Raw genomic sequence first — 25,549 nt, forward strand, 5'->3', positions numbered from 1 at the left:
AGAGAACATGGCACACAAGGACGACGAACAGCCCACGGGCTCGGGCGCCGGTCCTGACGAGACGGGGCCGGAGGAGAACACCTCCGGCCCCGCGCCGTCGGGCGACCAGCCTCAGACCGAAGGGACGGATGCCGATGGTCTGACCATCGACGACATCCTCGGCGCCGAGCAGACGCCCGAGGCCGCCGCAGAGGGGGCATCATCCGACAAGGAGGCCTCGCTGCTGATCGACCTCAAGCGCCTGCAGGCCGAGTACGCCAACTACCGTCGGCGCACCGAGGAGCAGCGCGAGCGCGAGATCGAGCGCGCCAAGGGCGAGGCCGTGAAGGGCCTCCTGCCCGTCATGGACGACCTCGACCGCGCCGCCAAGCACGGCGACCTCGTCGAGGGCACCCCGCTCTCGGCGATCGGCGACAAGGTGCGCGCCGTGGCCGAGCGCCTCGGTGTGGTGTCGTACGGCGCCGTGGGCGACGTGTTCGACCCGCAGCAGCACGAGGCGATCTTCCAGGCCCCCACCCCCGGCGTGACCGAGACCACGATCCTCGAGGTCGTCGAGGTCGGCTACCGCCTCGGTTCGGTCGAACTGCGACCGGCCAAGGTCGTCGTCGCCGTGCCGGCCGAATAGGAGGACCCATGGCGAGTCAGGACTGGTTCGACAAGGACTTCTACAAAGTCCTCGGTGTCGACAAGAGCGTCAGCGCTGCCGATCTGAAGAAGACGTACCGCAAGCTCGCGCGCCAGTACCACCCCGACTCGAACCCGGGAGACGCGAAGGCCGAAGCGACCTTCAAGGAGATCAGCGAGGCCTACTCGGTGCTCAACGACCCCGAGCAGCGCGAGGAGTACGACCAGATCCGGGCCATGGGCTCGGGGGCGCGCTTCTCGGCTCCCGGGGCCGGAGCGGGCGGTGGCTTCGACGACGTCTTCAGCCGGTTCGGTCAGGGGCGGCAGGCACCGTCGGGCGGCTTCGACGACTTCTTCACGATGTTCGATCAGCAGGGCGGCGGCTTCGGCTCCGGCCGGTTCGGTCAGACGACGGGAGGGTTCCGCGGCTTCGGCGGCCCGCAGAAGGGCGCTGACGTCTCGGCCCGCACGACGCTCGACTTCGTCACCGCGGCCAAGGGTGAGACCATCACCCTCGCGGGCGAGGACAACGTGCCGTTCAAGGTGAAGATCCCCGCCGGCGTGTCCGACGGGCAGAAGATCCGGCTGCGCGGGCGCGGACGCAAGTCCCCCGACGGTGGCGAAAGCGGCGACATCGTCGTGACCGTCGCCGTGCGGCCCCACCCGGTCTTCACGCGCGACGGACTCAACCTGCGCATCACCGTGCCGGTCACCTTCACCGAGGCCGCTCTCGGTGCGACGATCGAGGTTCCGACGCTCGGCGGCGACCCCGTGCGCTTGCGCGTGGCTCCCGGCACACCCTCGGGACGCGTGTTGCGCGTCAAGGGTCGCGGGATCTCGACCACCAAGGGCACCGGCGACCTGCTCGCCGAGGTCCAGGTCGCGGTGCCCACGCATCTCGACGACGCCGCGCGCGAGGCCCTCGAGCGGTTCCACGAACTGGAGCCGAAAGAGAATCCCCGCGCCGACCTCATGGCCAAGGCGCGATAGACACACGCGCGTCGCCGAGGTTCTCGGCATCCGATACGACAGGATGCCGAGAACCCGGCACCCGCATCCGGCACGACGAAAGAGGTGAAGACGTGTCCGAGAGAGAGATCGACGAAGACGCCCCGATCTTCGCCATCGCCGCAGCCGCCGAGCTGTCGAACATGCACCCGCAGACGCTGCGGCAGTACGACCGGCTCGGCCTCGTCGTGCCCGCGCGGACTCAGGGCGGGTCGCGGCGGTACTCGAGCCGTCACGTCCAGCAGTTGCGCGAGGTCGCGCGCCTGTCGGGCGAGGGGATGAGCCTGCCGGCCATCGCGCGCCTCCTCGCGCTCGAGGAGCGCGTCCACGAGCTCGCGCGTCGCGTGAACGACCTCGAGCGTCAGCTCACGATCGAGCGGCAGTCGCGCCCCGGTGCCCGCGTCTTCGCGGCCGGGGCCACCGGTTCGGTCGTCACGCTGCGCCACGGAGCGCGCGTGCGCCGAGCCACCGACATCGTGCTGTGGCGTCCGCGCGACATGCACGCCGACTGACGCCGCCCCGCGCTGCGCGAGGTCTGTGCGCTGCGCGAGGTTCCTGGGCGTGGCGAAACGGGCCGGGATGCCGCGGGCTTCGACGGGCTCAGCTGCTCCCGGCTCAGGCCGGGTCGATCCGCAACACGGTCGGCGCCTCGCCGACCTGCAGGTCGTCGATGACTCGGATCGTGCGCGCCACGGCATCCACCTCGTCGATCACCGTGCCGAAACGCTGGCGGTCCGAGCACACCGCCGTGACGGTCACGAAGTGCGAGCCGGTGTCCCACGTGTACGTGGCGAACGGAGGCGTCTTGGGGTCGTTCGGCAGGGGCATCGCGAGCTTCTCGCCGACGCCGAGGTGCGGATTGCGGAACGACTCGGTGTCGTCGTACTGCATCGGCATCATCGCCCGGGCCGTGCGCAGCTGCGGTGTGGCCTCCTGCAGCTGCGCCATGACGACGAGCAGTTCGGGGTCGCTCTTCCAGACCCACACGAGCACGCGCCCGCCGGCGCGGCGCATGAGCAGGGGCGCCGCCTGGCTGAGGATCCACGCGAAGGCTCCACCGCCCGGGCGCGGAGCAGCGCCCGCGGCCTGATTGGCCTGGCTCAGCAGCATGCCGATCGCCGCCTTGCGGTGGCGTCGGCCGCGAAATCCGAGGGAGCCGGTCACGGGCACCCAGAGGTCGGCGGGAGCGTCGGCCTGCAGTCGAGACATGCGCTCAGCCTACGATCCGGCTCCTGAGAGGGGGATGCCGATGACCCGCGTTCGCGACGAGAGAACGCTCCCACGCGGGGAGGGGTCGCCGATGTCAGAGGTCAGTGCCAGGCTGGACTCCGCGGTCATCGCGACCGCGTCGATCTCTCGGAGGGCCTCGTGCTCGGCAAACTCCTCATCCGCTATCTCTCGCGCTATCGCTGGCTGCTGGTCGCCATCCTCCTCTTCCAGGCCGCGTCCGCGGTTGCGACGCTGTACCTGCCGCGACTGAACGCCGACATCATCAACCTCGGCGTCGCCCGGGGCGACACCGGTTTCATCTGGTCGCGCGGCGGGCTCATGCTCGTCATCTCGCTCGGCCAGATCGTGGCCTCGATCATCGCCACGTACTTCGCCGCCCGGGCCGCGATGGCCGCGGGCCGCGACATCCGCCTCGACGTGTTCGAGCGCGTGAGCGGCTTCTCCGAGCGCGAGCTGTCGCAGTTCGGCGCGGGGTCGCTGATCACCCGCAACACCAACGACGTGCAGCAGGTGCAGATGCTCGCGATGATGGGCGCCACCATGCTGGTCAGCGCCCCTCTGCTCGCCATCGGCGGCATCGTCATGGCCTTGCAGCAGGACGTCGGGCTCAGCTGGCTCATCGCGGTGGCCGTGCCCGTCCTGGTGATCGTGGCCGGGCTCATCATCGCGCGGATGGTCCCGCTGTTCCGCAGCTACCAGACCAAGCTCGACGGCGTGAACCGCGTCATGCGCGAGCAGCTCACCGGCGTGCGCGTCGTGCGCGCCTTCGTCCGCGAGCGCATCGAAGAAGAGCGCTTCCGCGAGGCGAACACCGACATCCTCGTCGTCGGCCGCAAGGTCGGTTCGCTCTTCGTGCTGCTGTTCCCCCTCGCGATGCTCGTCCTGAACGTCACGGTGGTGGGCGTCATCTGGTTCGGTGGCATCCAGGTCGACGCCGGAGGGGTCGAGATCGGCACTCTGTTCGCCTTCATCCAGTACGTGGCGCAGATCCTGGGCGGCGTGCTCATGGCCAGCTTCATGACGGTGATGATCCCGCGCGCCGCCGTCTCGGCCGAGCGCATCGGCGAGGTCCTCGACAGCCGGTCGACGCTCGAACGCCCGGCGAACCCGGTCGAGCGCCTGCCCGAGCCCGGCGCGGTGCAGTTCGACGACGTCTCGTTCGCCTACCCGGGCGCCGAGTCGCCCGTCGTCTCCGGAATCAGCTTCGCCGCACGTCCCGGTGAGACCGTCGCGATCGTGGGGTCGACGGGAGCCGGCAAGACGACGCTCGTCTCGCTGCTGCCGCGGCTCTTCGACGTGACCTCGGGAGCCGTGCGCGTCGGCGGGGTCGACGTTCGCGAGGCCGACCTGGACGTGCTCTGGAAGAGCATCGGTCTCGTGCCGCAGCGGCCGTTCCTTTTCAGCGGCACGGTGGCGTCCAACCTGCGGTTCGGCCGCGAAGAGGCCACCGATGCTGAGCTGTGGCATGCCCTCGAGATCGCGCAGGGTCGCGACTTCGTCGAAGCGATGGACGGAAAGCTCGAGGGGCGCATCGCCCAGGGCGGAACGAACGTCTCGGGCGGCCAGCGCCAACGCCTCGCCATCGCGCGGGCGATCGTCCATCGGCCGGCCGTGCTGGTCTTCGACGACTCGTTCTCGGCGCTCGACCTGAGTACCGACGCTCGATTGCGACAAGCTCTGTGGCGCGAGCTCCCCGAGGTGACCAAGATCGTCGTGGCCCAGCGCGTGTCGACCATCACGGGCGCCGACCGCATCGTGGTGCTCGAAGACGGTCGGATGGCGGGTCTGGGTACGCACGATGAGCTCCTGGCCACCAGCGCCACCTATCGCGAGATCGTCGAGTCGCAGCTGGGGGTCGAGGCATGAGCACCGTGGACGCCCTCACCGAAGAAGAACGCGCAGAGCTCGAGCTCGCCGAGCAGGCGCGGGTGAACTCCGGCAGCTGGGACAGCGTCGCGCCCGGCAAGGCGTCGAACTTCGGCCCGAGCTTCCGTCGCCTGATCGGCCTGCTCCGGCCATACGCTGCCGCTTTCGTGTTCGTGTCGATCCTCGGCGCCATCGGCGTCGTGCTCGCCGTGCTCGCCCCGCGCGTGCTCGGAGACGCGACGAACATCATCTTCGAGGGCGTCGTATCGAAGGGACTCGCGCAGCAGTTCCCCGCCGGCACCTCGCAGACCGAGGTGGTCGACGCCCTGCGGGCCGCCGGGCAGAACGACATCGCCAACATCGTCGGAGCGATGAGCACCTTCTCCGTCGGTGCGGGGGTCGACTTCGACGCCCTGCGCGTCGTGATCGTGACGGTGCTCGCGATCTACGTCGGCTCGTCGCTGCTGTCGTGGATCCAGGGGTACGTCATCAACGTCATCATGGTTCGCACGATGTGGCGCCTGCGCGAAGACGTCGAGGCCAAGATCAACCGCCTGCCGCTGTCGTACTTCGACCGCGTGCAGCGCGGAGAGCTGATCTCGCGTGTCACGAACGACATCGACAACATCACGCAGACGATGCAGCAGTCCCTTTCGAGTGCGCTGACGTCGGTGCTCACCGTGGTGGGCGTGCTCATCATGATGTTCACCATCTCGTGGCAGCTCGCTCTCGTGGCCCTCGTCTCGCTGCCGCTCATGGCGGTGATCTTCGGCGTCATCGGTCCGAAGTCGCAGAAGGCCTTCGGCGAGCAGTGGAAGAAGGTCGGCCGCCTCAACGCCCGCGTCGAGGAGTCGTTCTCGGGCCACGCGCTGGTCAAGGTCTACGGCCGCGAGAAGGATGCCCGCGAGAAGTTCGAGGCCGAGAACGAAGAGCTGTACCAGGCCAGCTTCACGGCGCAGTTCCTCTCCGGCATGATCATGCCGGGCATGATGTTCGTCGGAAACCTCACCTACGTCGGCATCGCCGTTCTCGGTGGTCTCATGGTGGCCGGGGGGCAGATCCGCCTCGGCGACGTGCAGGCCTTCATCCAGTACTCGCAGCAGTTCACCCAGCCGCTGTCGCAGCTGGGTGGCATGGCCGCGGTCGTGCAATCGGGCACCGCCTCGGCCGAGCGCGTGTTCGCCCTGCTCGACGCCGACGAGCAGGAGCCGGACTCGGCCGACGCCCCGGCGCACGTCGACGGCCGGGGAGTGATCGAGTTCGAGAACGTGCGGTTCTCGTACACGCCCGATCGCCCCCTGATCACCGACCTGTCGTTCCGCGTCGAACCCGGTCAGACGGTCGCCATCGTGGGTCCGACCGGGGCGGGTAAGACCACGCTGGTCAACTTGATCATGCGGTTCTACGAACTCGACGGCGGGCGCATTCTGCTCGACGGGCAGGACATCGCCGAACTCCGTCGCGACGACGTGCGTTCGCGCACCGGCATGGTCCTGCAGGACCCGTGGCTGTTCGCCGGATCCATCCGCGACAACATCCGCTACGGGCGCGAAAGCGCCACCGACGAAGAGATCGTCGAGGCCGCCGTCGCCACGCGCGTCGACCAGTTCGTGCACTCCCTCCCCGAGGGGTACGACACGGTGCTCGACGAAGACGCCGCCAACGTCTCCGCAGGAGAGAAGCAGCTCATCACGATCGCGCGGGCGTTCGTCGCCCGCCCCTCGGTGCTGATCCTCGACGAAGCCACGTCGTCGGTCGACACGCGCACCGAGCTGCTGCTCCAGCAGGCCATGGCCGCGTTGCGCGAGGGGCGCACCTCGTTCGTGATCGCGCACCGCCTCTCGACCATCCGCGACGCCGACCTCATCCTCGTGATGGAGCACGGCGACATCGTCGAGAAGGGCTCGCACGACGAGCTCATCGCGGTCGAGGGCGCGTACTACCGCCTCTACCGCTCGCAGTTCGAGCAGGCGACCGCCGACCTCGATGCCACCGAGGCCGAGACGTCGTCGGCCGGCGACCCGCAGCGCACCCCGACCACCGACGACGCCGTGGTGGTGTCGGCGCTGGCGGCCGCGGCATCCGAGGTCCCCGCTGCGGCCGGCACCGACGGGCCGCCGCGCCCCGCGCAGGGCGTGCCCGCGCCCGACGCGCGCCTCGACGGACAGCCGTAACGCGCCCCGCCGCGAAGCCCGCTCGGTCTCCCGCCGAGCGGGCTTTGTCGTGTCGGGGTCCACGGGGGCGCCGGCCCGGGCTCCGCACGGGCCGGCAGTGCGACACCTGTGGAGCGCCCCAGAGCCCCGAAACCCGCTCGGGTACAGTGGACGGGCGCATGCACCTGCCTCTGCGAACCGACCGCCGCATAGATAGGCCTCACCCCTCGTGACCACTCCTGCGACGCCCGCCGATCCGTCCGAGCCCGCCGCGTCGACCGACCCTTCGGCCACTCTCGAAGCGGTGCCGGCCCCCGATCGCCCCCTGCGGATCCTCATCGGCGCCGACACCTTCCTCCCCCACGTGAACGGCGCCGCGCGTTTCGCCGAGCGCCTCGCCGCCGGCCTCGTCGCTCGCGGCCACGACGTGCACGTCGCCGCCCCGAGCGTGGGCCACGGCAACGCCGGCACGGCGACCGAGGTCATCGAAGATCAGCCGATGACCATGCACCGGCTCCCGGCGTACCGCTTCCTCCCGCACGACTGGCTCACCTTCGTGCTGCCGTGGCGTTCGAAGCATTACGCCCGCATCCTGCTCGACGAGATCAAGCCCGACGTCGTGCACATCCAGTCGCACATCGTCATCGGTCGAGGCCTCGCGCGCGAGGCGCGTAAGCGCGGCATCCCCGTCATCGCGACCAACCACGTGATGGCTGAGAACATCCTCGACTTCACCACGCTCCCCGACTTCCTCGACCGCATCTTCGTGAAGCTCGCGTGGGCCGACGCCGAGCGCACGTTCAAGATGACGCGCGCGGTCACGACGCCCACGCGCAAGGCCGCGGACTTCCTCGAGTCGACGATCGACATCTCGGGGGTCATCCCGATCTCGTGCGGTATCGATCGGTCGAACTACCGCCCCGACCTCACCCCTCGCGACGCCAACCGCATCCTGTTCGTGGGGCGTCTCACGACCGAGAAGCACATCGACGTGGTGCTGAAGGCCCTTTCGCAGCTCGACCCCGCCCTCGACGTCACGTTCGACGTCGTCGGCGGTGGCGACCAGCGCGCCAAACTCGAGACCCTCGCGCAGCAGCTCGGTGTCTCCTCGCGCGTGACGTTCCACGGCCATGCGTCGGAAGAAGACCTGCGCACGCTCTACTCGCGGGCCAGCGTCTTCGCCATCGCCTCGATCGCCGAGCTGCAGTCGATCGCGACGATGGAGGCCATGGCATCCGGTCTGCCGATCGTGGCGGCGAACGCGGTGGCGCTCCCGCACCTCGTTCACGAGGGCGAGAACGGCTACCTCTTCGAGCCGGGCAACGCCGACGAGCTCGCCGCGCGCCTGACCGACGTGCTCACGGCCGCGCCCGAGGAGCGCACGCGCATGCAGCAGGCGTCGCTCGATGCGGTCGCCGTGCACGACATCAACCGGACGCTCGACACTTTCGAGGCGCTGTACCGCGGTCGGCCGCTGCCGGAGTAACCCGTGCACGTCGTGATGTTCGCCGACCAGCACCTCGAGTCGCTCGGCGGCGCGCAGGTGTCCATGCGCTTGCAGAAACGCTTCCTCGAGCGCGCGGGACACGTGGTCACGGTCGTCGCGCCGCGCCCGCACCGCGAGAGCGCCGGCGACGCGGCTTACCTCGACCTTCCGTCGATCGCGATCACCCCCGACCGCGAGTACGCCCTCACCTGGCCGGGCGTCCGGACGGATCGATTCCTGGATGCCGAGATGGGTGCGCGACTTCGCGTCGACGTCGTGCACGTGCAGGCGGACTTCTGGGGGGCGTTCATCGGTCACCGGTACGCCGCGCGCCACGGACTGCCCGTCGTGCACACGATGCACAACCGCGTCGACGTGGGGATCGAGGCGACCGCGCCCTTCCCGGGTCTCGTGCTACGGGCCCTCAACGCCTGGGCGCGGCGGGTGCTGCCCGGGGGCGCCGCCGACCGCGCCGGAGTTCGCGGGGGAGCAGTCGATTCAAGCACGTCACCCCGGGGTGCCCGCGAAGGCACGGGTCCGTCGCGCGGACCGGCCGACGGGTGGGCGTTCCTGCGTCAGCTGGCCCGACTCTCGCGGGCGGTCACGGCGCCATCGAGCCACTTCGCCCGCCGCCTCGAGGCGCACGGCGTCGCCGAGGTCGTCGACGTGATCTGGAACGGCATCGACGACGACGTGCTCGACGCCGCCCTGAGTGCCGAGGCGTCGGAACGCCGACCGGGCCGACCGCGTTTCATCTGGCTCGGACGCATGAGTCCCGAGAAGCGTCTGCTGCCGTTCCTCGAAGCGGTCATCGCGTCGGGCATCGAGGCCGAGGTCGAGATCGTCGGTGGCGGGTCGCAGCTTCGTGCCGCGCGTCGCCTGGTCGAGCGGTCGTCGCCCGCGGCGTCCATCATCTTCGCGGGGCGACTGCCGTACACCGAGACGCTCCGCCGACTCGCCGACGCCGACGCGGTGGTGCAGACCTCGATCGGCTTCGAGACGCAGGGCATGACCGTGTTCGAAGCGGCCTCGCTCGGAACCCCGGCCGTGGTGAGCGACCCCGACATCGCGGCGGAGCTGGGCTCGGGGGTGTGGGCGGTGGCGGATGCCACGGTCCCCGCCCTCGCCGAGGCGCTCCGTACCGCGGCGGCCGACATCGTCGCGGGCACTCCGGCGGTGCCCGACCCGTCGATCGCGGAACGGTTCCGTCAGTCCTCGCGGACGGCGGCGATGGTCGACGTGTACACGCGCGCGGTCGCTGAGGGGCGCTGAGCCGACGCCGCGAGAACGACGGCGGGGGCTTCGGCGACGCGCCGGGGTGTCGGCATCCCGGAACGGCGTGTCTCTCGCGCCGCCCGCCGTCGTGGTCGCGGTGCGGCCGGCCGGCGGGAGCGGACGCGGCGCGGGTCGGTGGGGATCCGGCCGTACCCGTCGGTGCGGACGAGCCACACCGTTCCGACGATGCCGGCGACGGCCAGGATGCCGAGAGCGATGAAGTAAGCCATGACCGAAAAGCTACGACTGGAGCAATCCGGCCACGAGTGGCATGATGGACGGCATCCGTCCGATTTCTGCCACACCGGAGGTTTTCATGCGATCGGTCGCCGTCGTCACCCAGCCGGGGTTCGCTCCGTTCGAGTTCGGTCTCGCGTGCGAGGCGTTCGGCCTCGACCGCGGCGATGACGACATCCCCAACTTCGACTTCCGCATCGTGGCCCCCGACCCCGGCGTGGTCCCCTCGAACATCGGGTTCTCGATCAACGTCGAGCACGGTCTCGAGGCGGCTGCCGATGTCGACATCCTCGTGCTCGCGCCCATTCCCCGGGAGCAGTGGGATGCCGTCGACCCCCGCGTGATCGAGGTCGTGCGTGCGGCGCACGAGCGCGGCGCCTGGCTGTTGAGCGTGTGCAGCGGGTCGTTCGTGCTCGCGGCATCCGGTGTTCTGGACGGAAGACGCGCGACGACCCACTGGCGCTACGCCGACACCATGGCGCGCATGTATCCCCGCATCGAGGTCGACCCCGACGTGCTCTACGTGCAGTCGGGCAGCATCATCACCAGTGCCGGGACGGCGGCCGGGCTCGACGCCTGCCTGCACCTGCTGCGCCAGGAGCTCGGCTCCGAGCTCGCCAACCGCATCGCCCGTCGCATGGTCGTCGCGCCCCAGCGCGACGGGGGGCAGGCTCAGTTCATCGCCTCGCCCATTCCGGTCGACTCCTCGCTCTCGCTCGCCCCGGTGACCGAGTGGATGCTGCAGAACCTGGATGCCGAGCTCTCGGTCGACCGGCTCGCCGCTCGCGCCCACATGTCGCCGCGCACCTTCGCTCGGCGGTTCAAGGCCGACCTGGGGGCCACACCGGCGGCGTGGCTCGCGCGCCAACGTCTGCTGCACGCCCAGCGACTGCTCGAAGAGACCGACCTCGGCCTGGACCGCATCGCGGCGGAGTGCGGGTTCGGGTCCGCGGCGGTGCTGCGACAGAACTTCGCCCGCACGATGGGGCTGACCCCGACGGCCTACCGGGCGCGGTTCTCGTGCGCGGGGGAGGCGGCATCCGGCTCCGTCGTGGCGGCGACCGCCGAGCCCGTCCCGGCCTGAGTCGCGCCGCGCGCGGGCCCGCGCGCCGCCCTCCCGCGGGGAGCCCAAGGTCCCGGCATCCATTGCTCTCCACACGCCTCACTGCTAAACTTGAGTCAACGCAACTCAAGTTTGCGAACAGACTTTCAGGAGACCACATGAACGCCACTCAACAGCCGGGGCAGGAGGACGCGCGCAGCGCCCTCGAGCAGTTCGGCATCAACCTCACCGACCGGGCCCGTCAGGGCAAGCTCGACCCCGTCATCGGGCGCGACGGCGAGATCCGTCGCGTCAGCCAGGTGCTCACCCGGCGCACCAAGAACAACCCCGTGCTCATCGGTGAACCCGGCGTCGGCAAGACCGCCGTCGTCGAGGGCCTCGCCCAGCGCATCGTCGCGGGCGACGTCGCCGAGAGCCTCAAGGACAAAGAGCTCGTCTCGCTCGACATCTCGGCCCTGGTGGCCGGTGCGATGTACCGCGGGCAGTTCGAGGAGCGCCTCAAGAGCGTCCTCAAAGAGATCACCGAGTCCGACGGTCGCATCATCACGTTCATCGACGAGCTGCACGTGCTCATGGGCGCGGGTGGCGGCGAGGGTTCGGTCGCGGCCTCGAACATGCTCAAGCCCATGCTCGCGCGCGGCGAGCTGCGCCTGATCGGTGCGACCACGCTCGACGAGTACCGCGAGTTCATCGAGAAGGATGCCGCGCTGGAACGCCGCTTCCAGCAGGTCTACGTCGGCGAGCCTTCGGTTGAGGACACCGTTGCGATCCTCCGCGGCCTCAAGGAGCGGTACGAGGCGCACCACAAGGTCGCGATCGCCGACGCGGCGCTGGTGGCCGCGGCATCCCTGTCCAACCGCTACATCCCCGCGCGTCAGCTGCCCGACAAGGCGATCGACCTGATCGACGAAGCCGCATCGCGCCTGCGCATGGAGATCGACTCGGCCCCGCTCGAGATCGACGAGCTGCGTCGCCACGTCGACCGCCTCAAGCTCGAAGAGCTCGCGCTGAAGAAAGAGAAGGACGACGCGTCGAAAGAGCGCCTCGCCACGCTCCGCGAGACCCTCGCCGCCGAGCAGGCCAAGCTCGACGACCTGCAGGCGCGGTGGGAGCGCGAGCGCGCTTCGCTCAACCGCGTCGGCGACCTGAAGACCCGGCTGGATGCCGCTCGCGTCGACGCCGAGCGCGCGCAGCGCGAGGGCAACCTCGAGCGGGCGTCGCGACTGCTGTACGCCGAGATCCCGGCGCTGGAGCGCGAGCTCATGGTCGCCGAACGCGAAGAGCCCGCGGGCGACCGCATGGTCAACGACCAGGTCACCGACGAGGACATCGCGGCCGTCATCGCGGCGTGGACGGGCATTCCGGTGGGACGCCTGCTGCAGGGAGAGACCGAGAAGCTGCTCAACCTCGAGCGCGAGCTCGGCCGGCGCCTCATCGGACAGCGGGATGCCGTGAAGGCGGTGTCCGACGCCGTTCGTCGCTCGCGCGCGGGCATCAGCGACCCGCACCGACCGGTCGGATCGTTCCTGTTCCTCGGCCCGACCGGTGTCGGCAAGACCGAGCTCGCGAAGTCGCTCGCCGACTTCCTCTTCGACGACGAGCACGCCATGGTGCGCATCGACATGTCGGAGTACGGCGAGAAGCACTCCGTCTCGCGCCTGGTCGGTGCCCCTCCGGGCTACATCGGCTACGAGCAGGGCGGCCAGCTGACCGAGGCCGTGCGCCGTCGGCCGTACTCGGTGGTGCTGCTCGACGAGGTCGAGAAGGCGCACCCCGAGGTGTTCGACGTGCTGCTGCAGGTCATGGACGACGGTCGACTGACCGACGGCCAGGGCCGCACCGTGGACTTCACCAACGTCATCCTGGTGCTCACCTCGAACCTCGGCTCGCCCATCCTCATCGACCCGACCCTGTCGATGGACACCAAGCGCGAGCAGGTGCAGGCGCTCGTCCGTCAGGCCTTCAAGCCGGAGTTCGTGAACCGTCTCGACGACATCGTGATCTTCCAGGCCCTGAGCCAGGACGACCTCGCGCAGATCGTCGAGCTCGCCGTCGACGCGCTGCACAAGCGTCTTCGCGAGCGCCGGCTGAGCCTGGCGGTCACCCCCGACGCCCGGTCGTGGCTGTCCGAGCGCGGATACGACCCGGTGTACGGCGCCCGTCCGCTGCGGCGTCTCATCCAGACCGAGATCCAGAACCGCCTCGCGATGGCGATCCTGGCGGGCTCGGTGCGCGACGGAGACGTCGTGCGGGTCGACGTGGCCAGCGACGGTGACTCGCTCATGCTCGTGAGCACCGGTCCCGCCACGGAAGAACCCGGAGACGACGACGTGATCGAGGCCGAGATCGTCGAGTAGAGCCCCGTCCAGAAGAGGGGATGCCACCACGGCATCCCCTCTTCTGGCCTACCGGCCCCGTTAGCCTGGCGCCATGACGATCGCAACGGCCGACCTGTACGACGAGCGCGGCGACGAACTCGACTCGCTCTCTCTCGCGATGATCGACCTCGGCGGGCACGTCGCCTTCGACGGACCGATCCGCACCGTCCGCTGCCACCGCGACAATGCGCTGGTCAAGAGAGTGCTCGCGACCCCCGGCGACGGAGCCGTGCTCGTGGTCGACGGCGGTGGTTCGCTCGAGTCGGCGCTCGTGGGCGACCTGATCGCCGCGTCCGCGGTCGACAACGGGTGGGCGGGGGTCATCGTGAACGGGGCGATCCGCGACCGCGCGGCGATGGCCGAGCTGCCCCTGGGGGTCAAGGCGCTCGGCTCGAACCCCCGCAAGAGCGCGAAGGACGGCGCGGGCGAGGTCGACGTGACGGTGACCATCGCGGGGGTCGTCTTCGCGCCGGGACGCCACGTGTGGGCGGACGCCGACGGGGTGCTCGTGGAGCGCTGAGCGCGCGTTCCGAGAGCCGACGCGTCCTACGCGAGAGTGACGGCGCGTCGGCGGAAGCCGCTTCGGCGCGGCCCGGGCACCTCCTCCGCCCGTCGGGCCGGGCGCCCATGAGGAACGCCGCCCGAGCGAGACACGACGCAACGGTGCGTGTCTCACTCGAGACGGCGTTCTTCGAGCGGGATGCCGGGGCTCAGTCGTCGACGAGCAGCGACTCCTCGACCGTGCGACGCTGGCGAGGGGCGAGCTCGCGCTGACGCAGGCCCTCTTCGGCCGCGTCGACGTCGCCGAGCGCGCCGACGGCGATCACGGTGACCGGGGTGAAACGCGCGTCGATGTCGAAGGCGGCGCGCAACTCGTCGGCCACGAAGCCGCCCATCTGGTGGGTCGAGAGGCCCTCGGCGTGCGCCTGCACGGTGAAGTGCGCGGCGGCCTGGCCGCTGTCGTAGAGCGCCCAGGTGCGCGCTTCGCCGTCTTCGGTCTCGGTTTCGGCGAGCACCACGAGGAGGGCGCCGGCGTCGGGTGCCCAGGCCTGGTTGAAGCCCATGAGAGCCGAGACGACCTTTTCGTGGGCGGCGGTCCCGCGGCGCGCGACGATGAAGCGCCACGGCTGGAAGTTCATGCCCGAGGGGGCCCAACGGGCGGCCTCGAGGGCGGAGCGCAGAGCGGCTTCGTCGATCGGCGTCTCGGGGTCGAAGACGCGGGTGCTCCAGCGCTCGGCGAGCACGTCGAGGATGGGAGCGTCGGTGGGGGCGGTGCGGTCGAGCGTGAGAGACATGGGTTCTCCTGAGAACGGGGACGGATGCGGGACGCCGTTGACCCGCACCATTGAACGCCGTCGCCGCGCGACGTGTTCCCGTGTGAACTTATGCGTCTCTGATGAGGAGCCGACCCTCATCCCGCGCCGCCGGGTGATGGCGGCGTGCCGCGGGATCGGTCAGTCGTTCCAGGACGACGGTCCCGCGGTGCCCGCCGGGTACTCGTCGAGAGGCACCTCGTTCTTGCGCCACGCGTCGATGACGGGCTGCACGATGCGCCAGCACTGCTCGGCCGCGTCGCCGCGGACGGCGAGCATGGCGTCTCCGTCGAGGATGCCCGAGAGCACCTCGCCGTAGGCCTTGAGGGCGCCCTCGCCGAGGTGGGTCGACAGGTTCACCCGCTCGAGGTCGAGCGGGTCGTCGGCGCCGTTGATGTTCAGGCCGAGGCTGATCGTGTCGGGGCCGAGCGAGAACACCATCTCGGAGGGCTCGCTCTCGCCGACGAAGCCGACGGGGAGGTGCCGCACGGGCTTGAACGCGACCGTGACGGCCGGGTCGCCCGCGCCGAGCGCCTTGCCGGACCGCAGCAGGATCGGAACCCCCTGCCAGCGGGCCGTGCGCACCTCGACGGTCATCTCGGCCAGGGTCTCGGTGCCCCGCGACGCGTCGACGCCCGGCTCGTCGACGTACGAGGGGAAGTGGCGGTCGCCCACATCGCCCGCGGTGTAGCGTGCGCGGCGGGAGTTCGCGACCGGGTCGTCGTCTTTGACGTGCGTCGCACGCAGGACCGCGGAGGTCGCGTCGCGCAGGTCGAGTTGATCGAGGGATGCCGGGGGCTCCATCGTGACGAACGCCATGACCTGCAGGAGGTGGCTCTGGATCATGTCGACCAGGGCGCCGGCGGCGTCGTAGTACCCGGCCCGGCCCTCGAGGCCGAGGGCCTCGGGGAAGTCGATGCGGATGGAGGCGATGTCGTCGGCCGACCAGACGCTCTCGATGATGCGGTTCGCGAAGCGCGTTCCGAGCAGGTTCAGCACGGTCGAGCGGCCGAGGAAGTGATCGATGCGGAAGACCTGGTCTTCGGGCACGAGGGTCGCCAGCTGCGTGTTGAGCGTGTGCGCGCTCGCCTCGTCGGTGCCGAACGGTTTCTCGAGGGCCAGGACCGTGCCCTCGGGGATGGTCACGTCGCTCAGCGCGAGGCAGGCCTTCTCGGTGACGGCCGGGGGCACCGCGAAGTACAGCGCGGGGCGGCCATCGGCGTCGTCGAGGAGCTTCTGCAGGTCGTCGGCCTTCGTGATGTCGGCCTGTGAGTACGTTGTGTCGGAGACCGCGGCGAACGCGGAGTCGGCATCCATCGTCTGGAAGGCCTTGCGCACGACCTCGCGCCAGTGCTCGTCGGTCCAGTCCTCCATGCCCGCCCCGTGCAGGCGCACCGATCGCTTCGGTTCGCGCGAGAGCAGCTGGCCGAGGGCCGGGAGGAGCAGTCGCGAGGTGAGGTCGCCCGAAGCGCCCAGGATGATCAGGGTGGTGTCCGCCGCCATGGGGCCACCGTAGCGCTCGGTTGCGACATCGCCGTGCCGCTTGCAGCGGGCGCATGGATGCCACTAGCGCGATGTTCGGCCATGATGTCGGCGGCACCTGCCACAATCCGAGGGTGACGACTCCGATCGAGGACTACGCGGTCCTCAGCAACTGCCGATCCGCCGCTCTCGTTTCCTCTGCCGGGAGCGTCGACTGGTTGTGCATGCCGCGGTACGACAGCGGATCGATGTTCGGTGCCCTGCTGGGTGACGAGTCCCACGGGGCGTGGTCGCTGCGTCCGGCCGATCCCGAGGCCACAGCGACAAGGCGCTACGACGGGGACACCTTCGTCCTCGTCACGCGATGGGAGACCGCTACGGGAGTCGCCGACGTCTACGACGCGATGCCGGTCGACGAGGGTGTCGAGGCGCTCATCCGCCGCGTGGTCGGGGTGTCGGGGGAGGTCGACTTCGTCAGCGAGGTGCGGCTCCGCTTCGATTACGCCCGCGCCGTGCCGTGGGTGCGCCAGGTCGGCCGCGGCGACGAGCACGCCATCCTGGCCGTCGCCGGACCCGACGCCGTCACCCTCCGGGGCCCCCGCCTCATCGCCGTCGACACCGCCCACCGCGGCCGATGGACGACGGTCGCGGGCGCGAGCATCGACTCGGTGCTGGCGTGGGGGCCGTCGTGGCAGGATCCGCCGGCGCCGTTCAACGTCGAGGCGGCGCTCGAGCGGACCCGCGAATGGTGGGCCGCGTGGGCCGACCGGGTGCAGTCGGCCGGTACGCACGCGGCACTCGTCACCCGCTCGCTCATGGTTCTCCGCGCCCTGACCCACTCCGAGACGGGCGGCATCGTCGCGGCGGCGACCACCTCGCTCCCCGAGGCGTTCGGCGGATCGCGCAACTGGGACTACCGCTACGTCTGGCTGCGCGACGCCGCCCTCACGCTGAGCGCGTACATCGATCACGGGTACCTCGACGCGGCCCACCGCTGGCGCAACTGGCTCCTGCGGGCGATCGCGGGCGATCCGGCGGACGTGCAGATCATGTACGGCATCGCGGGCGAGCGCGACCTTCCCGAGCGCGAGATCTCCGGTCTTCCCGGCTACGGGGGCGCGGCCCCCGTGCGCATCGGCAACGGCGCGGTCGATCAGTACCAGGCCGACGTCATCGGCGAGGTCATGGTGGCCCTCGAGGCGGCTCGTGACGCCGGCGTCGAAGAGACGACGTTCTCGTGGGCCCTGCAGCGTGCGCTCCTCGATCAACTGGCCGGCGAGGTCGATCGCCCCGATCTTGGCATCTGGGAGATGCGCGGCGACCCGCACTTCTTCACGCACTCGCGGGCGATGGTGTGGGCCGCGTTCGACCGTGGCATCCGGGCCGTCGAAGAGGGCGGGCGCGATGGCGACGTCGAGACCTGGCGCACGCTGCGCGACCGGGTCCGGGCCGACATCGACGCGCACGGCGTGCACGCCGGCGGGTGGTTCACCCAGCACTTCGAGACCGACGAGGTCGACGCCTCGCTGCTCGTGTTGCCGCAGGTGGGCTTCTGCGCCTACGACGATCCGCGCATGCTCGCCACCGTGGCGCGCATGGAAGAGACGCTCATGCCCGACGGCTGGCTGCTGCGGTACCGGACGACGGGTGTCGACGGTCTCACCGGCGACGAGCACCCCTTCCTCGCGTGCTCGTTCTGGCTGGTCGGCCAGTACGCCCACAGCGGGCGCCGCGACGAGGCTCTCGCTCTCATGCAGCGGCTGACCGCAGTGGCCAACGATCTCGGCCTGCTGTCCGAGGAGTTCGACCCGACGACCGGTCGACAGGCCGGGAACACCCCGCAGGCGCTCTCGCACCTCGCTCTGGTGGGCGCCGCCGACGCCCTCGACGCCACGGCGCCCGCCCGCGAGGACTGAGTCGGGCCCGGTCGCGCCGACCCGGGCCTAGAGTCGACGCATGGACGACGACGTCGAGCTGCACCGCCTGCGCGAGCGCGTGTACGGGGCCGAGGGAGCCACGGCGACGCCCGACATGATCGAGCGCCTCGCCGAGCTCGAGGAACGCGCGCGTCGCTCCGCCGTCCCCGTCACGGTCGCGGCACCCGCCCCCGTCGGAGCGCTCGATCCCACGTGGCCCTCGTCCCCCGTCGGCCCCCGGGCCGACCCCTCGACGGCCTCTGACGTCTTCGCCTCCACGCTCGGCACGTCGGCACCGGCTGGCGACGCGGACCGCACCCGCGCCACGATCCCGGATGCGGCCTCCTCGCCATCGCGCCGCCTCCTCCGCATCGTCGCGACCGTCGTCGGCGCCCTCGTCGTGCTCGGGATCGGCATCGCGATCGGGGCGAGCACGGCGCCGACCGTGGCGGCGACCCCCGACCCCGCGGCGGCGGCCCTTCCCGAACTGACGTTCCCGCAGACGGTCGAGGACGTCATCTCGGCCGAGATCCTGCGCGACAGCGGGATCGACGCCGGAAGCACGCGCTACATCGCCACGGTCAGCGACTTCCGCATCTACCTCGCCCAACCCGACGACGGGGACGGGCGCTGCATCGTGACGTTCACGTCCACCGACAACCGTCCGTGGTCGGCCGGATGCGCGAGCGGAGCGCAGGAGGGAGCCGCGATCTTCGGTGTCGACGAGGGTCTGACCGTCGCGATCGGCGACCCCGACGGTTCCGACGTCACCGGCATCCCGATCCGTCTGTCACCGAGCGTCACGGCCTACGTGGCGCAATAGCGAAGGAGAACATCATGTTCCGTCCCGATGGCGCCTTTTCGGGGTTCGCGGTCGACGACCTCGAGGCCGCTCACCGCTTCTACGCGGACACCCTCGGACTCCGGGTGGAGGTGCTCGAGGGGTCGGGGTTCCTCACGCTCCATCTGGGGTCCGGAGGGCGCGTCCTCGTCTACGGCAAGCCGCACCACGAGCCCGCGTCGTTCACCGTGCTCAACTTCCCGGTGGCCGACGTCGAGGCGGCCGTCGACGATCTGCGCTCGCGCGGCGTCGACACGAAGATCTACGACGACGCCGACTTCCCGACGGACTCGCGCGGGATCATGCGCGAGGGCGGTCCGCTGGTCGCCTGGTTCCGCGATCCGGCGGGCAACGTTCTCGCCGTCCTCGACGAGTGACCGGGTTCACCCGATCGGTGTGAGCCGGCTCCCGTCGGCCGAGAGGGTGAAGGATGCTCTGCGGTAGTCGTCGCTGAGTCCGAACGAGACGTCAGGGAGCCCCACGCTCTCGGTGAACGTGGGGCTTTCGATATCGCCGTCGCTGGTGCGCCTGATGGACACCGGCGTGCCTCCGATCGGAAGGCCGCTCTGCTCCGAGGCCTCCTGAAGGGCGGGCCACACCCGGTCGAGCGCGACGTCGCTCCACGAGAACTGCTCCTCGGCGACACGGGGCTGGCTCAGCGCGGCTCCGTCGTGGCTGACACGCCCCGCGCGGAAGTTCCACTCGTCGGTCGCCTGTTCCCCGGGTCGGATCGGGGCATCGACGATCACGGCATCCGGGGTCACGACGATCGAGACCACCTGATCGTGGCCGATCTCGGCCTGCACGGCACGCTTCGCCGTCTGCAGGGAGTCGGGGGTGCGCATGTCGGCGTTCCAGCGGCCGTCCTGCCACGCCGCGACCGTGAGCGCGATTCCGTCGCGATAGGGCAGGAGCACCACGGTCGCGGCCACGATCGTGGTCACCGCGAACAGGGCCAGGCGCCACGGCCGCCCGCGACGACCCACGCCGAGCAGGGGGCCGCTCCGGCGCCCGTTGCGGACGCGGGTTCCCGCTTCGATCGGTCGCAACTCGACCGCGGATCGGGCCGGCACGACGAGTCGCGCCCGCTCGGTGGGGGAGAGCTCGCCGTCGGCGAAGACGACCTCGGGGCCGCCGTCGAGCAGGATCACGACATCGCGCTCGAGGCCCGGCTGATACGCGGCGAGCTCGATCAGGGGGACGATCCGACGGAGGGTGGTCGCCCACGCCCCGCCGTCGAGGGCGATCACCGTGACGTCGATCTCGCACACCGGCTGGTCGTTGACGAGGGTGCCGGTCTGGCGGACCCCGTCGATGCGCGCGTGCCCGAGACGGCGAGCGTCACGGGCCGCGGTGACCGCCGCCGGCGAGGGGAGCGCGGGAGACAGGGACTTCGCGACGCCGACGAGCACGGTCGAGATGATGAAGACCGCGAGAGCGATTCCGAAGACCTCGAAACCCGTTTCCTGATCCCCGAGGGCGGCTACCGCGAGACCGCCGAGGACGGCTCCGAGCGCGAGGAAAGCGAGCAGGCGCAGCATGTCATCGAGCCTAACGGTGCCTCTTCGCGACGACGAAAAGGGCGGGTGGATGCCGAAGCCGCAGCATCCACCCGCCCGCCGACCGGACCCGAACCGGTCAGCCCCGCAGAGCCTCGCCGAGCTTGACGCGCGCCCCCATGCGCAGCAGCGAGTTGCGGTAGATGCGCGCGGCGACGCCGATCGCGAGCACGCACGAGGCCAGCAGCACGAGGAGAGAGAGCACGGGCTCCCACCACTGCGCGTCGCCGAGGTACATGCGCAGCGGCATCCCCACCGGGGCCGAGAACGGCACGTACGACATGATCGTCAGCACGACGGGGTTGTCGTTGAAGAAGATCACCAGGAAGTACGGCGCCATGATCAGCATGGTGATCGGGGTGGTCGTCGCCCCGATGTCCTCCTGGCGCGAGACCATCGCCGCGGCCGCGGCGAACAGCGCCGCGAGAAGGACGAAGCCGAACAGGAAGAAGATCGCGAACCACGCGATCGGGGCGCCGAGAGCGTCGAGCACCCCGGCCTGACCGGTGACGGCCAGTCCCACGACCGCGACGGCGGCGAGCAGAACGATCTGGGCCATCGCGAGGATCGAGTTGCCGAGCACCTTGCCCGCGAGGAGAGCCCGCACGGGGATCGCCGAGATGAGGATCTCGACCACGCGCGTCTGCTTCTCTTCCACCACGCTCTGCGCGATCGTCCCGCCGAAGGTCGTCGCCGCGATGAGGAAGACGATGCCGAAGGCCAGCGCGATGAAGTACCGCAGCACGTCGGCGGCGTTCGACCCGGGCTCGAGGCGGTCCACCGGCGGGGTGTCGCTCAGCATCTGCAGGAGCGTCGAGGGGACGCTGTCCTTCACCACGACGGTGAAGTCGAACGCCGATTCCGACGATCCCGAGACCAGGGCGGCATCCACCGTCCCCTCCGTCACGAGGGCGCGCGCGGCGTCGTCGCTGTCGGCGACCGTCACCTCGAGGCCGTCGAGACCCGACACAGCGCTCTGCGTCTGCGAGGTGACGGCGACCGGGATGCCGCTGGCGCTGGCGTTCGAGGCGGTGAAACCGCCCCAGAGCACCGACGCGAGGGCCGCGACGATGAGGATCGCGGTCGAGATGACGAAGGCCTTGCTGCGCAGCTTCGAGCCGATCTCGCGCTCGGCGACCAGCCAGATGCTGTGCAGTTCTCCCGGCGCGCGGTGGGGTGCCGCCTTCGTCGACGAGGGGGGAGGGGTGATGGTCGGAGTGCTCACTGGATGACCTCCTTGAAGATCTCGGCCAGGGTGGGGCGCTGAGGAGAGAAGCTGGCGACGTCGCCGCGGCCGACCGCGTCGCGCAGCACGCGCTGGGCGGTGAGGTCGTCGTCGGCGTCGAAGAGGGCGTATCCGCCGTCGAAGTCGATCACTTGCACCCCGGGCTCGTCGCGCAGCCACCCGGTGTCGCCGCGCGAGACCAGCTCGTAGCGGTGGGTCGCGTGCTCGGCGCGGAGGCCTTCGCGGCTCCCCTTCGCGCGGATCGTGCCGTCGGCGATGATGACGAGGTCGTCGCAGAGGCGCTCGACGACGTCGAGCTGGTGCGACGAGAACAGCACGGCCGCGCCGTCGGCGGCCTTCTCCTGCAGCACGCCGGCCACCACGTCGACCGCGAGCGGGTCGAGACCCGAGAAGGGCTCGTCGAGGATCAGCACCTCGGGCTCGTGCACGAGCGAGGCGGCGATCTGCGCGCGCTGCTGGTTGCCGAGCGAGAGCGTCTCGATGAGATCGCCAAGGCGCTCGCCGAGGCCCAGGCGCTCGAGGAGAGTCGTCGCCTTGCGGGTCGCCTCCGCCTTGCCGAAGCCGTGCAACCGAGCGAGGTAGGCGATGTGCTCGGCCACCTTCATCTTCGGGTACAGCCCGCGCTCCTCGGGCATGTAACCGAAGCGGCGCCGGTCGGCGGTGGTGACCGCCGCGCCGTTCAATTCGACGGTGCCCGCGTCCTTGCCGAGCACGCCCAGCGCGATGCGCATCGTCGTGGTCTTTCCCGCGCCGTTGCCGCCGACGAAGCCCGTGAGACGCCCGGGGGCGACGTTGAAGCCCACGCCGTCGAGCACGCGGCGTCCGCCGTAGCTCTTGGTGATGCCGTCCAGATGGAGCACGATGCATCCCTTCTTCTCGATGTCTCCCACGCTAGGGATAGGGATGCCGCGCCACCTCCGCCGTGGGGCGGTTCGTGGCTCCACCGTGAGGGGGAGGGGGTGCCGCCCGCCACGGCGCCGCCGAGGTCACCCTCGTCCGTCGAGACGACCCGGGATGACACCGGACGGTCGGTGAGCTCGCGGATCGCAGGGCGTCTTGGTGCGGGATCGGCGCTCGAGAGCGCCGGCGGTCAGGCCAGGCCGTGCCGGTGCGCCAGCACCACGGCCTGCACGCGGTCGCGCGCGCCGAGCTTCTGCAGCACGTTCGACACGTGCGTCTTCACCGTCGCCTCGCCGATGAACAGGCGCGCCGCGATCTCGGCGTTGCTGAGCGCCTCGGCGACGAGGGAGAGCACCTCGCTCTCGCGCTCGGTCAGCGGCTCGCTGAGGTGCAGCGGTTCGATGGTGGCGGAGGGAAGGGATGCCGGCACCTCGGCGTCACGCGTCGCGAAACGCTCGATGACCCGGCGGGTGACCTCGGGGGCGAGGAGGGCATCGCCGGATCCGACGATCCGGACGGCCGACACCAGCTCCTCCGGCCCCGCGTTCTTGAGGAGGAAGCCGCTGGCCCCGGCGGCCAGCGCCGCGAAGAGGTAGTCGTCGCGGTCGAAGGTCGTGACGATGAGGACGGCCGCCTCCGACGCGGGGTCGGCGGTCAGTTGTCGGGTCGCTTCGAGGCCGTCCATGTCGGGCATCTGCACGTCCATGCAGATCACGTCGGGTCGCAGACGGGCCGCGGCGGCGAGGGCCTCGACACCGGATGCCGCCTCACCCACCACGTCGATGTCGGGCTCGAGCGACAGGATCGTCCGGAATCCCGCCCGCATCATGGCGTGGTCGTCGACCAGGAGAATGCGCAGCTCAGACATTCGCCATCTCCGCCGCGGCGAGGGGCACACGTGCCCGCACGAGGTATCCGCCGCGCGAGCGCGGCCCGATCTCGATCGTCCCGCCCGAGACGGCGGCGCGCTCGCGCATGCCGAGCTGGCCGAGTCCGGGCGTTGCGGAGCCGCTGCGCCCGGTGTTCGAGATCTCGAGCTCGACGGCATCCGATTCGAACCGGAGGCGCACGTCGGCGGTGGCGTCGGGACCCGCGTGGCGGCGGGCGTTCGTCAACGCTTCCTGGGCGATGCGATAGAGATTCACCTGGACGAGGGGTGGCGGGTCGCACGCGGGTTCGCCGACGAGCGTGAAGGTCGTCGGGAGCCCTGCGGCGGTGGCGTCATCGACCAGCGACGGGATCGACGTCAGGCCATGGGTGGTGGGGGCGGTGTCGGGGGCGCCGTCCGACCCCGGCGCGCGCAGCGTCTCGAGCAGCTGGCGCAGCTCGTGAAGAGAGGTGCGCGCCGAGCTCTCGACGCTCGAGAGCGTCTCTCGAGCGGCGTCGGGGTCGCGGGTCAGGAGCGAGCGGGCGACGCCCGCCTGAACGCCCATCAGCGACACGTGATGGGCGACCACGTCGTGCAACTCGCGCGCGATGCGCACGCGGTCGAGGGCCACGGCCTGCGCCGCGGTCACTTCGCGCTCGGACTCGAGCTCCGCCGTGCGCTCTTCGAGGGCCGCGCGCTCGCGCATCTGCTGGTAGGAGCGGTCGCCGAAGTAGTAGGCGCCCCCGAAGAACAGGGCGTTCACCCCGATGGTGAGCAGTTGGTACGCGACGAAGGGTGAGAACGACCCCGCTCGGGAGAAGGCCCCCTCGACCTCGTCGCCGACGGGGAGCGTGGCCTGCTGGAACATGACGACGAACAACCACGCGAACATGCCCACGATGAGGGCGATGCGCACGATCGTCGCGCGCCGGCGGTTCGTCTCCCACGCGCCCACCGTGTACAGCGCGATGAACATGGCGATGTTGCCGGCATAGAGCTCGGGGATGCGGAAGGTCACGGCGAGGAAGTACGCGAAGGTCACGATGACCGCCGCCACCGACGGCCACCGTCGGCGGAACGCCAGCGGGATCGCGAGCACGGCGACGTAGCCGAGCGCCACGGCGAGAGAGCCCTGCTGGTCACCGTAGATGCCCGATATCGACGACAGCACCGCACTCAGCACGCCCCCGAGGAACAGCACGACCGCGAGCACGATGTCGTTGCGCTGTTGCGCGCGCGTGAGTCGTGGCATCCCTCCACGCTAGAGCCGACCGCCGACACCTGCATCCCCCGCGAGGCGGAGTCAAGAGGAGGGGGAATACAGGTTCGATCGTGATGCTTGCACGTGAATGAGTTCGGGCGCCCGGCGCCCCCGTCGTCCAGAAAGAGGATCATCGTGACCGACTACACGATCGGCTACATCGTCGGCAGCATCTCCAGCACCTCGATCAACCGCCGTCTGGCGAAGGCGCTCGAGAAGGTCGCCCCCGAGGGCGTGACGCTGAAGGAGGTCCCGATCAAGGACCTGCCCTTCTACTCGCCCGACTACGACGGCGACTTTCCCCAGGTCGCGCGTGACTTCAAGAAGGCCATCGAAGACACCGACGCCATGTTCGTCGTGACCCCCGAGTACAGCCGCTCGATCCCGGGCGTGCTCAAGAACGCCCTCGATTGGTCGGCCCGCCCCTACGGCGAGGCCTCGTTCACCGACAAGCCCACCGCCGTCATCGGCACCTCGCAGGGCGGCATCGCCACCGCCGCCGGCCAGCAGCACCTGCGCGCCGTGCTCCTGCACTACAACGCCCTCGTCCTCGGTCAGCCCGAGGGCTACATCCAGTCGACCCCCGGCCTGTTCGAAGAGGACGGCACCGTCACCGACGAGGGCACGGCCGCGTTCCTGCGCTCGATCATCGAGGCGCTCGTGACCCTCGCGAAGCGCACCGCTCCCGCCGAGGTCCCCGCAGCCTGAGGCGCCTTTCGCGACGGGGTCGGGGGTTCGCCCTCGGCCCCGTCGTCGTATCGGAGCCATCCACGTCCGTGAGCCTGTCGTCGGAGCGGGATGCAATGGTCCCCACGGCTTCGACGGGCTCAGCCCTCTACTTGC

Annotated in this window: 23 protein-coding genes; 14 read left to right on the top strand and 9 right to left on the bottom strand. The window is 70.3% G+C overall.

Going from position 1 to position 25,549, the window contains the following annotated elements:
- Positions 1 to 7: 7 nt before the first annotated feature.
- From QBE02_RS11475 to QBE02_RS11485, 3 genes are all read left to right on the top strand, one after another.
- Positions 8 to 625, top strand: a complete 618-nt coding sequence (locus QBE02_RS11475) for a nucleotide exchange factor GrpE (protein WP_279365824.1) — start codon at positions 8 to 10, stop codon at positions 623 to 625.
- A gap of 8 nt (positions 626 to 633) precedes the next feature.
- Positions 634 to 1,614 (top strand): DnaJ C-terminal domain-containing protein, encoded by a 981-nt coding sequence (locus tag QBE02_RS11480; protein ID WP_279365825.1) that lies wholly within the window; start codon positions 634 to 636, stop codon positions 1,612 to 1,614.
- 92 nt (positions 1,615 to 1,706) lie between these two features.
- Positions 1,707 to 2,144: a heat shock protein transcriptional repressor HspR gene (locus tag QBE02_RS11485; protein ID WP_279365826.1), complete on the top strand. Its 438-nt coding sequence runs from the start codon at positions 1,707 to 1,709 to the stop codon at positions 2,142 to 2,144.
- Positions 2,145 to 2,247: 103 nt separating this feature from the next.
- Here the strand turns inward: QBE02_RS11485 and QBE02_RS11490 are convergent, their stop codons facing one another.
- Complete coding sequence (locus tag QBE02_RS11490) at positions 2,248 to 2,841, bottom strand: hypothetical protein (RefSeq protein WP_279365827.1); 594 nt, start codon at positions 2,839 to 2,841, stop codon at positions 2,248 to 2,250.
- A gap of 159 nt (positions 2,842 to 3,000) precedes the next feature.
- Between QBE02_RS11490 and QBE02_RS11495 the strand changes: the two genes are divergently transcribed.
- From QBE02_RS11495 to QBE02_RS11510, 4 genes are all read left to right on the top strand, one after another.
- Positions 3,001 to 4,728 carry an ABC transporter ATP-binding protein gene (locus QBE02_RS11495; protein WP_279365828.1) on the top strand — a complete coding sequence of 576 codons (1,728 nt, stop codon included), beginning with the start codon at positions 3,001 to 3,003 and terminating at the stop codon, positions 4,726 to 4,728.
- Positions 4,725 to 6,902 (top strand): ABC transporter ATP-binding protein, encoded by a 2,178-nt coding sequence (locus tag QBE02_RS11500; RefSeq protein ID WP_279365829.1) that lies wholly within the window; start codon positions 4,725 to 4,727, stop codon positions 6,900 to 6,902. The genes QBE02_RS11495 and QBE02_RS11500 overlap by 4 nt, the downstream gene beginning before the upstream one ends.
- A 208-nt stretch (positions 6,903 to 7,110) precedes the next feature.
- Positions 7,111 to 8,367 carry a glycosyltransferase gene (locus QBE02_RS11505; protein WP_431844561.1) on the top strand — a complete coding sequence of 419 codons (1,257 nt, stop codon included), beginning with the start codon at positions 7,111 to 7,113 and terminating at the stop codon, positions 8,365 to 8,367.
- A gap of 3 nt (positions 8,368 to 8,370) precedes the next feature.
- A complete protein-coding gene (locus QBE02_RS11510; RefSeq protein ID WP_279365830.1) occupies positions 8,371 to 9,639 on the top strand; it encodes a glycosyltransferase in 1,269 nt (422 codons plus the stop codon).
- Here QBE02_RS11510 and QBE02_RS11515 read toward each other — a convergent pair.
- Positions 9,576 to 9,872, bottom strand: a complete 297-nt coding sequence (locus QBE02_RS11515) for a hypothetical protein (RefSeq protein WP_279365831.1) — start codon at positions 9,870 to 9,872, stop codon at positions 9,576 to 9,578. The two genes, QBE02_RS11510 and QBE02_RS11515, sit on opposite strands and share 64 nt — an antisense overlap.
- Before the next feature lie 86 nt (positions 9,873 to 9,958).
- On the opposite strand from QBE02_RS11515, the gene QBE02_RS11520 reads away from it, so the two are divergent.
- From QBE02_RS11520 to rraA, 3 genes are all read left to right on the top strand, one after another.
- A complete protein-coding gene (locus QBE02_RS11520; RefSeq protein WP_279365832.1) occupies positions 9,959 to 10,963 on the top strand; it encodes a GlxA family transcriptional regulator in 1,005 nt (334 codons plus the stop codon).
- 137 nt (positions 10,964 to 11,100) lie between these two features.
- A complete protein-coding gene (locus tag QBE02_RS11525; protein WP_279365833.1) occupies positions 11,101 to 13,299 on the top strand; it encodes an ATP-dependent Clp protease ATP-binding subunit in 2,199 nt (732 codons plus the stop codon).
- 73 nt (positions 13,300 to 13,372) lie between these two features.
- Positions 13,373 to 13,840, top strand: coding sequence for a ribonuclease E activity regulator RraA (gene rraA, locus QBE02_RS11530; RefSeq protein WP_268102626.1), 468 nt, complete (start codon positions 13,373 to 13,375; stop codon positions 13,838 to 13,840).
- 190 nt (positions 13,841 to 14,030) lie between these two features.
- On the opposite strand, the gene QBE02_RS11535 is transcribed toward rraA, so the two are convergent.
- Both QBE02_RS11535 and QBE02_RS11540 read right to left on the bottom strand, forming a co-directional pair.
- On the bottom strand, positions 14,031 to 14,615 hold the full coding sequence (locus QBE02_RS11535; RefSeq protein WP_279365834.1) for a nitroreductase family protein: 585 nt from the start codon (positions 14,613 to 14,615) through the stop codon (positions 14,031 to 14,033).
- A gap of 159 nt (positions 14,616 to 14,774) precedes the next feature.
- On the bottom strand, positions 14,775 to 16,136 hold the full coding sequence (locus QBE02_RS11540) for a glucose-6-phosphate dehydrogenase (protein WP_279365835.1): 1,362 nt from the start codon (positions 16,134 to 16,136) through the stop codon (positions 14,775 to 14,777).
- Between the two features lie 113 nt (positions 16,137 to 16,249).
- Here QBE02_RS11540 and QBE02_RS11545 point away from each other — a divergent pair, with 113 nt between their 5' ends.
- Genes QBE02_RS11545 through QBE02_RS11555 form a run of 3 tightly spaced genes read left to right on the top strand, consistent with a single transcriptional unit; the run spans position 16,250 to position 19,249 of the window.
- Entirely contained in the window at positions 16,250 to 18,031 is a 1,782-nt protein-coding gene (locus QBE02_RS11545) for a glycoside hydrolase family 15 protein (protein ID WP_279365836.1), read from the top strand.
- A 40-nt stretch (positions 18,032 to 18,071) separates the two neighbouring features.
- A complete protein-coding gene (locus QBE02_RS11550; RefSeq protein WP_279365837.1) occupies positions 18,072 to 18,854 on the top strand; it encodes a hypothetical protein in 783 nt (260 codons plus the stop codon).
- A gap of 14 nt (positions 18,855 to 18,868) precedes the next feature.
- The gene (locus QBE02_RS11555) at positions 18,869 to 19,249 is read left to right on the top strand and encodes a VOC family protein (RefSeq protein ID WP_279365838.1); all 381 of its coding nucleotides are present in this window, start codon (positions 18,869 to 18,871) and stop codon (positions 19,247 to 19,249) included.
- Positions 19,250 to 19,255: 6 nt separating this feature from the next.
- Here the strand turns inward: QBE02_RS11555 and QBE02_RS11560 are convergent, their stop codons facing one another.
- From QBE02_RS11560 to QBE02_RS11580, 5 genes are all read right to left on the bottom strand, one after another.
- Positions 19,256 to 20,413 (bottom strand): hypothetical protein, encoded by a 1,158-nt coding sequence (locus tag QBE02_RS11560; protein WP_279365839.1) that lies wholly within the window; start codon positions 20,411 to 20,413, stop codon positions 19,256 to 19,258.
- Between the two features lie 97 nt (positions 20,414 to 20,510).
- Positions 20,511 to 21,656, bottom strand: coding sequence for an ABC transporter permease (locus tag QBE02_RS11565; RefSeq protein WP_431844562.1), 1,146 nt, complete (start codon positions 21,654 to 21,656; stop codon positions 20,511 to 20,513).
- Positions 21,653 to 22,537 (bottom strand): ABC transporter ATP-binding protein, encoded by an 885-nt coding sequence (locus QBE02_RS11570; RefSeq protein ID WP_279365840.1) that lies wholly within the window; start codon positions 22,535 to 22,537, stop codon positions 21,653 to 21,655. Before QBE02_RS11570 ends, QBE02_RS11565 begins: the two co-directional genes overlap by 4 nt.
- A gap of 230 nt (positions 22,538 to 22,767) precedes the next feature.
- Positions 22,768 to 23,445 carry a response regulator transcription factor gene (locus tag QBE02_RS11575; RefSeq protein WP_279365841.1) on the bottom strand — a complete coding sequence of 226 codons (678 nt, stop codon included), beginning with the start codon at positions 23,443 to 23,445 and terminating at the stop codon, positions 22,768 to 22,770.
- Positions 23,438 to 24,697: a sensor histidine kinase gene (locus QBE02_RS11580; RefSeq protein WP_279365842.1), complete on the bottom strand. Its 1,260-nt coding sequence runs from the start codon at positions 24,695 to 24,697 to the stop codon at positions 23,438 to 23,440. The genes QBE02_RS11575 and QBE02_RS11580 overlap by 8 nt, the downstream gene beginning before the upstream one ends.
- 144 nt (positions 24,698 to 24,841) lie before the next feature.
- On the opposite strand from QBE02_RS11580, the gene QBE02_RS11585 reads away from it, so the two are divergent.
- Complete coding sequence (locus tag QBE02_RS11585) at positions 24,842 to 25,414, top strand: NADPH-dependent FMN reductase (protein WP_279365843.1); 573 nt, start codon at positions 24,842 to 24,844, stop codon at positions 25,412 to 25,414.
- Positions 25,415 to 25,549: the final 135 nt, after the last annotated feature.

The sequence above is a fragment of the Microbacterium testaceum genome (genome assembly GCF_029761935.1).
GTDB classification, from domain to species: domain Bacteria; phylum Actinomycetota; class Actinomycetes; order Actinomycetales; family Microbacteriaceae; genus Microbacterium; species Microbacterium testaceum_A.

Excerpts from the sequence above, each read along its gene's own strand:
- QBE02_RS11475 (WP_279365824.1), top strand. The coding sequence starts at position 8 with ATGGCACACAAGGACGACGAACAGCCCACGGGCTCGGGCGCCGGTCCT.
- QBE02_RS11480 (WP_279365825.1), top strand. The coding sequence starts at position 634 with ATGGCGAGTCAGGACTGGTTCGACAAGGACTTCTACAAAGTCCTCGGT.
- QBE02_RS11490 (WP_279365827.1), bottom strand. The coding sequence starts at position 2,841 with ATGTCTCGACTGCAGGCCGACGCTCCCGCCGACCTCTGGGTGCCCGTG.
- QBE02_RS11500 (WP_279365829.1), top strand. The coding sequence starts at position 4,725 with ATGAGCACCGTGGACGCCCTCACCGAAGAAGAACGCGCAGAGCTCGAG.
- QBE02_RS11515 (WP_279365831.1), bottom strand. The coding sequence starts at position 9,872 with ATGGCTTACTTCATCGCTCTCGGCATCCTGGCCGTCGCCGGCATCGTC.
- QBE02_RS11520 (WP_279365832.1), top strand. The coding sequence starts at position 9,959 with ATGCGATCGGTCGCCGTCGTCACCCAGCCGGGGTTCGCTCCGTTCGAG.
- QBE02_RS11525 (WP_279365833.1), top strand. The coding sequence starts at position 11,101 with ATGAACGCCACTCAACAGCCGGGGCAGGAGGACGCGCGCAGCGCCCTC.
- rraA (WP_268102626.1), top strand. The coding sequence starts at position 13,373 with ATGACGATCGCAACGGCCGACCTGTACGACGAGCGCGGCGACGAACTC.
- QBE02_RS11535 (WP_279365834.1), bottom strand. The coding sequence starts at position 14,615 with ATGTCTCTCACGCTCGACCGCACCGCCCCCACCGACGCTCCCATCCTC.
- QBE02_RS11540 (WP_279365835.1), bottom strand. The coding sequence starts at position 16,136 with ATGGCGGCGGACACCACCCTGATCATCCTGGGCGCTTCGGGCGACCTC.
- QBE02_RS11550 (WP_279365837.1), top strand. The coding sequence starts at position 18,072 with ATGGACGACGACGTCGAGCTGCACCGCCTGCGCGAGCGCGTGTACGGG.
- QBE02_RS11555 (WP_279365838.1), top strand. The coding sequence starts at position 18,869 with ATGTTCCGTCCCGATGGCGCCTTTTCGGGGTTCGCGGTCGACGACCTC.
- QBE02_RS11560 (WP_279365839.1), bottom strand. The coding sequence starts at position 20,413 with ATGCTGCGCCTGCTCGCTTTCCTCGCGCTCGGAGCCGTCCTCGGCGGT.
- QBE02_RS11575 (WP_279365841.1), bottom strand. The coding sequence starts at position 23,445 with ATGTCTGAGCTGCGCATTCTCCTGGTCGACGACCACGCCATGATGCGG.
- QBE02_RS11580 (WP_279365842.1), bottom strand. The coding sequence starts at position 24,697 with ATGCCACGACTCACGCGCGCGCAACAGCGCAACGACATCGTGCTCGCG.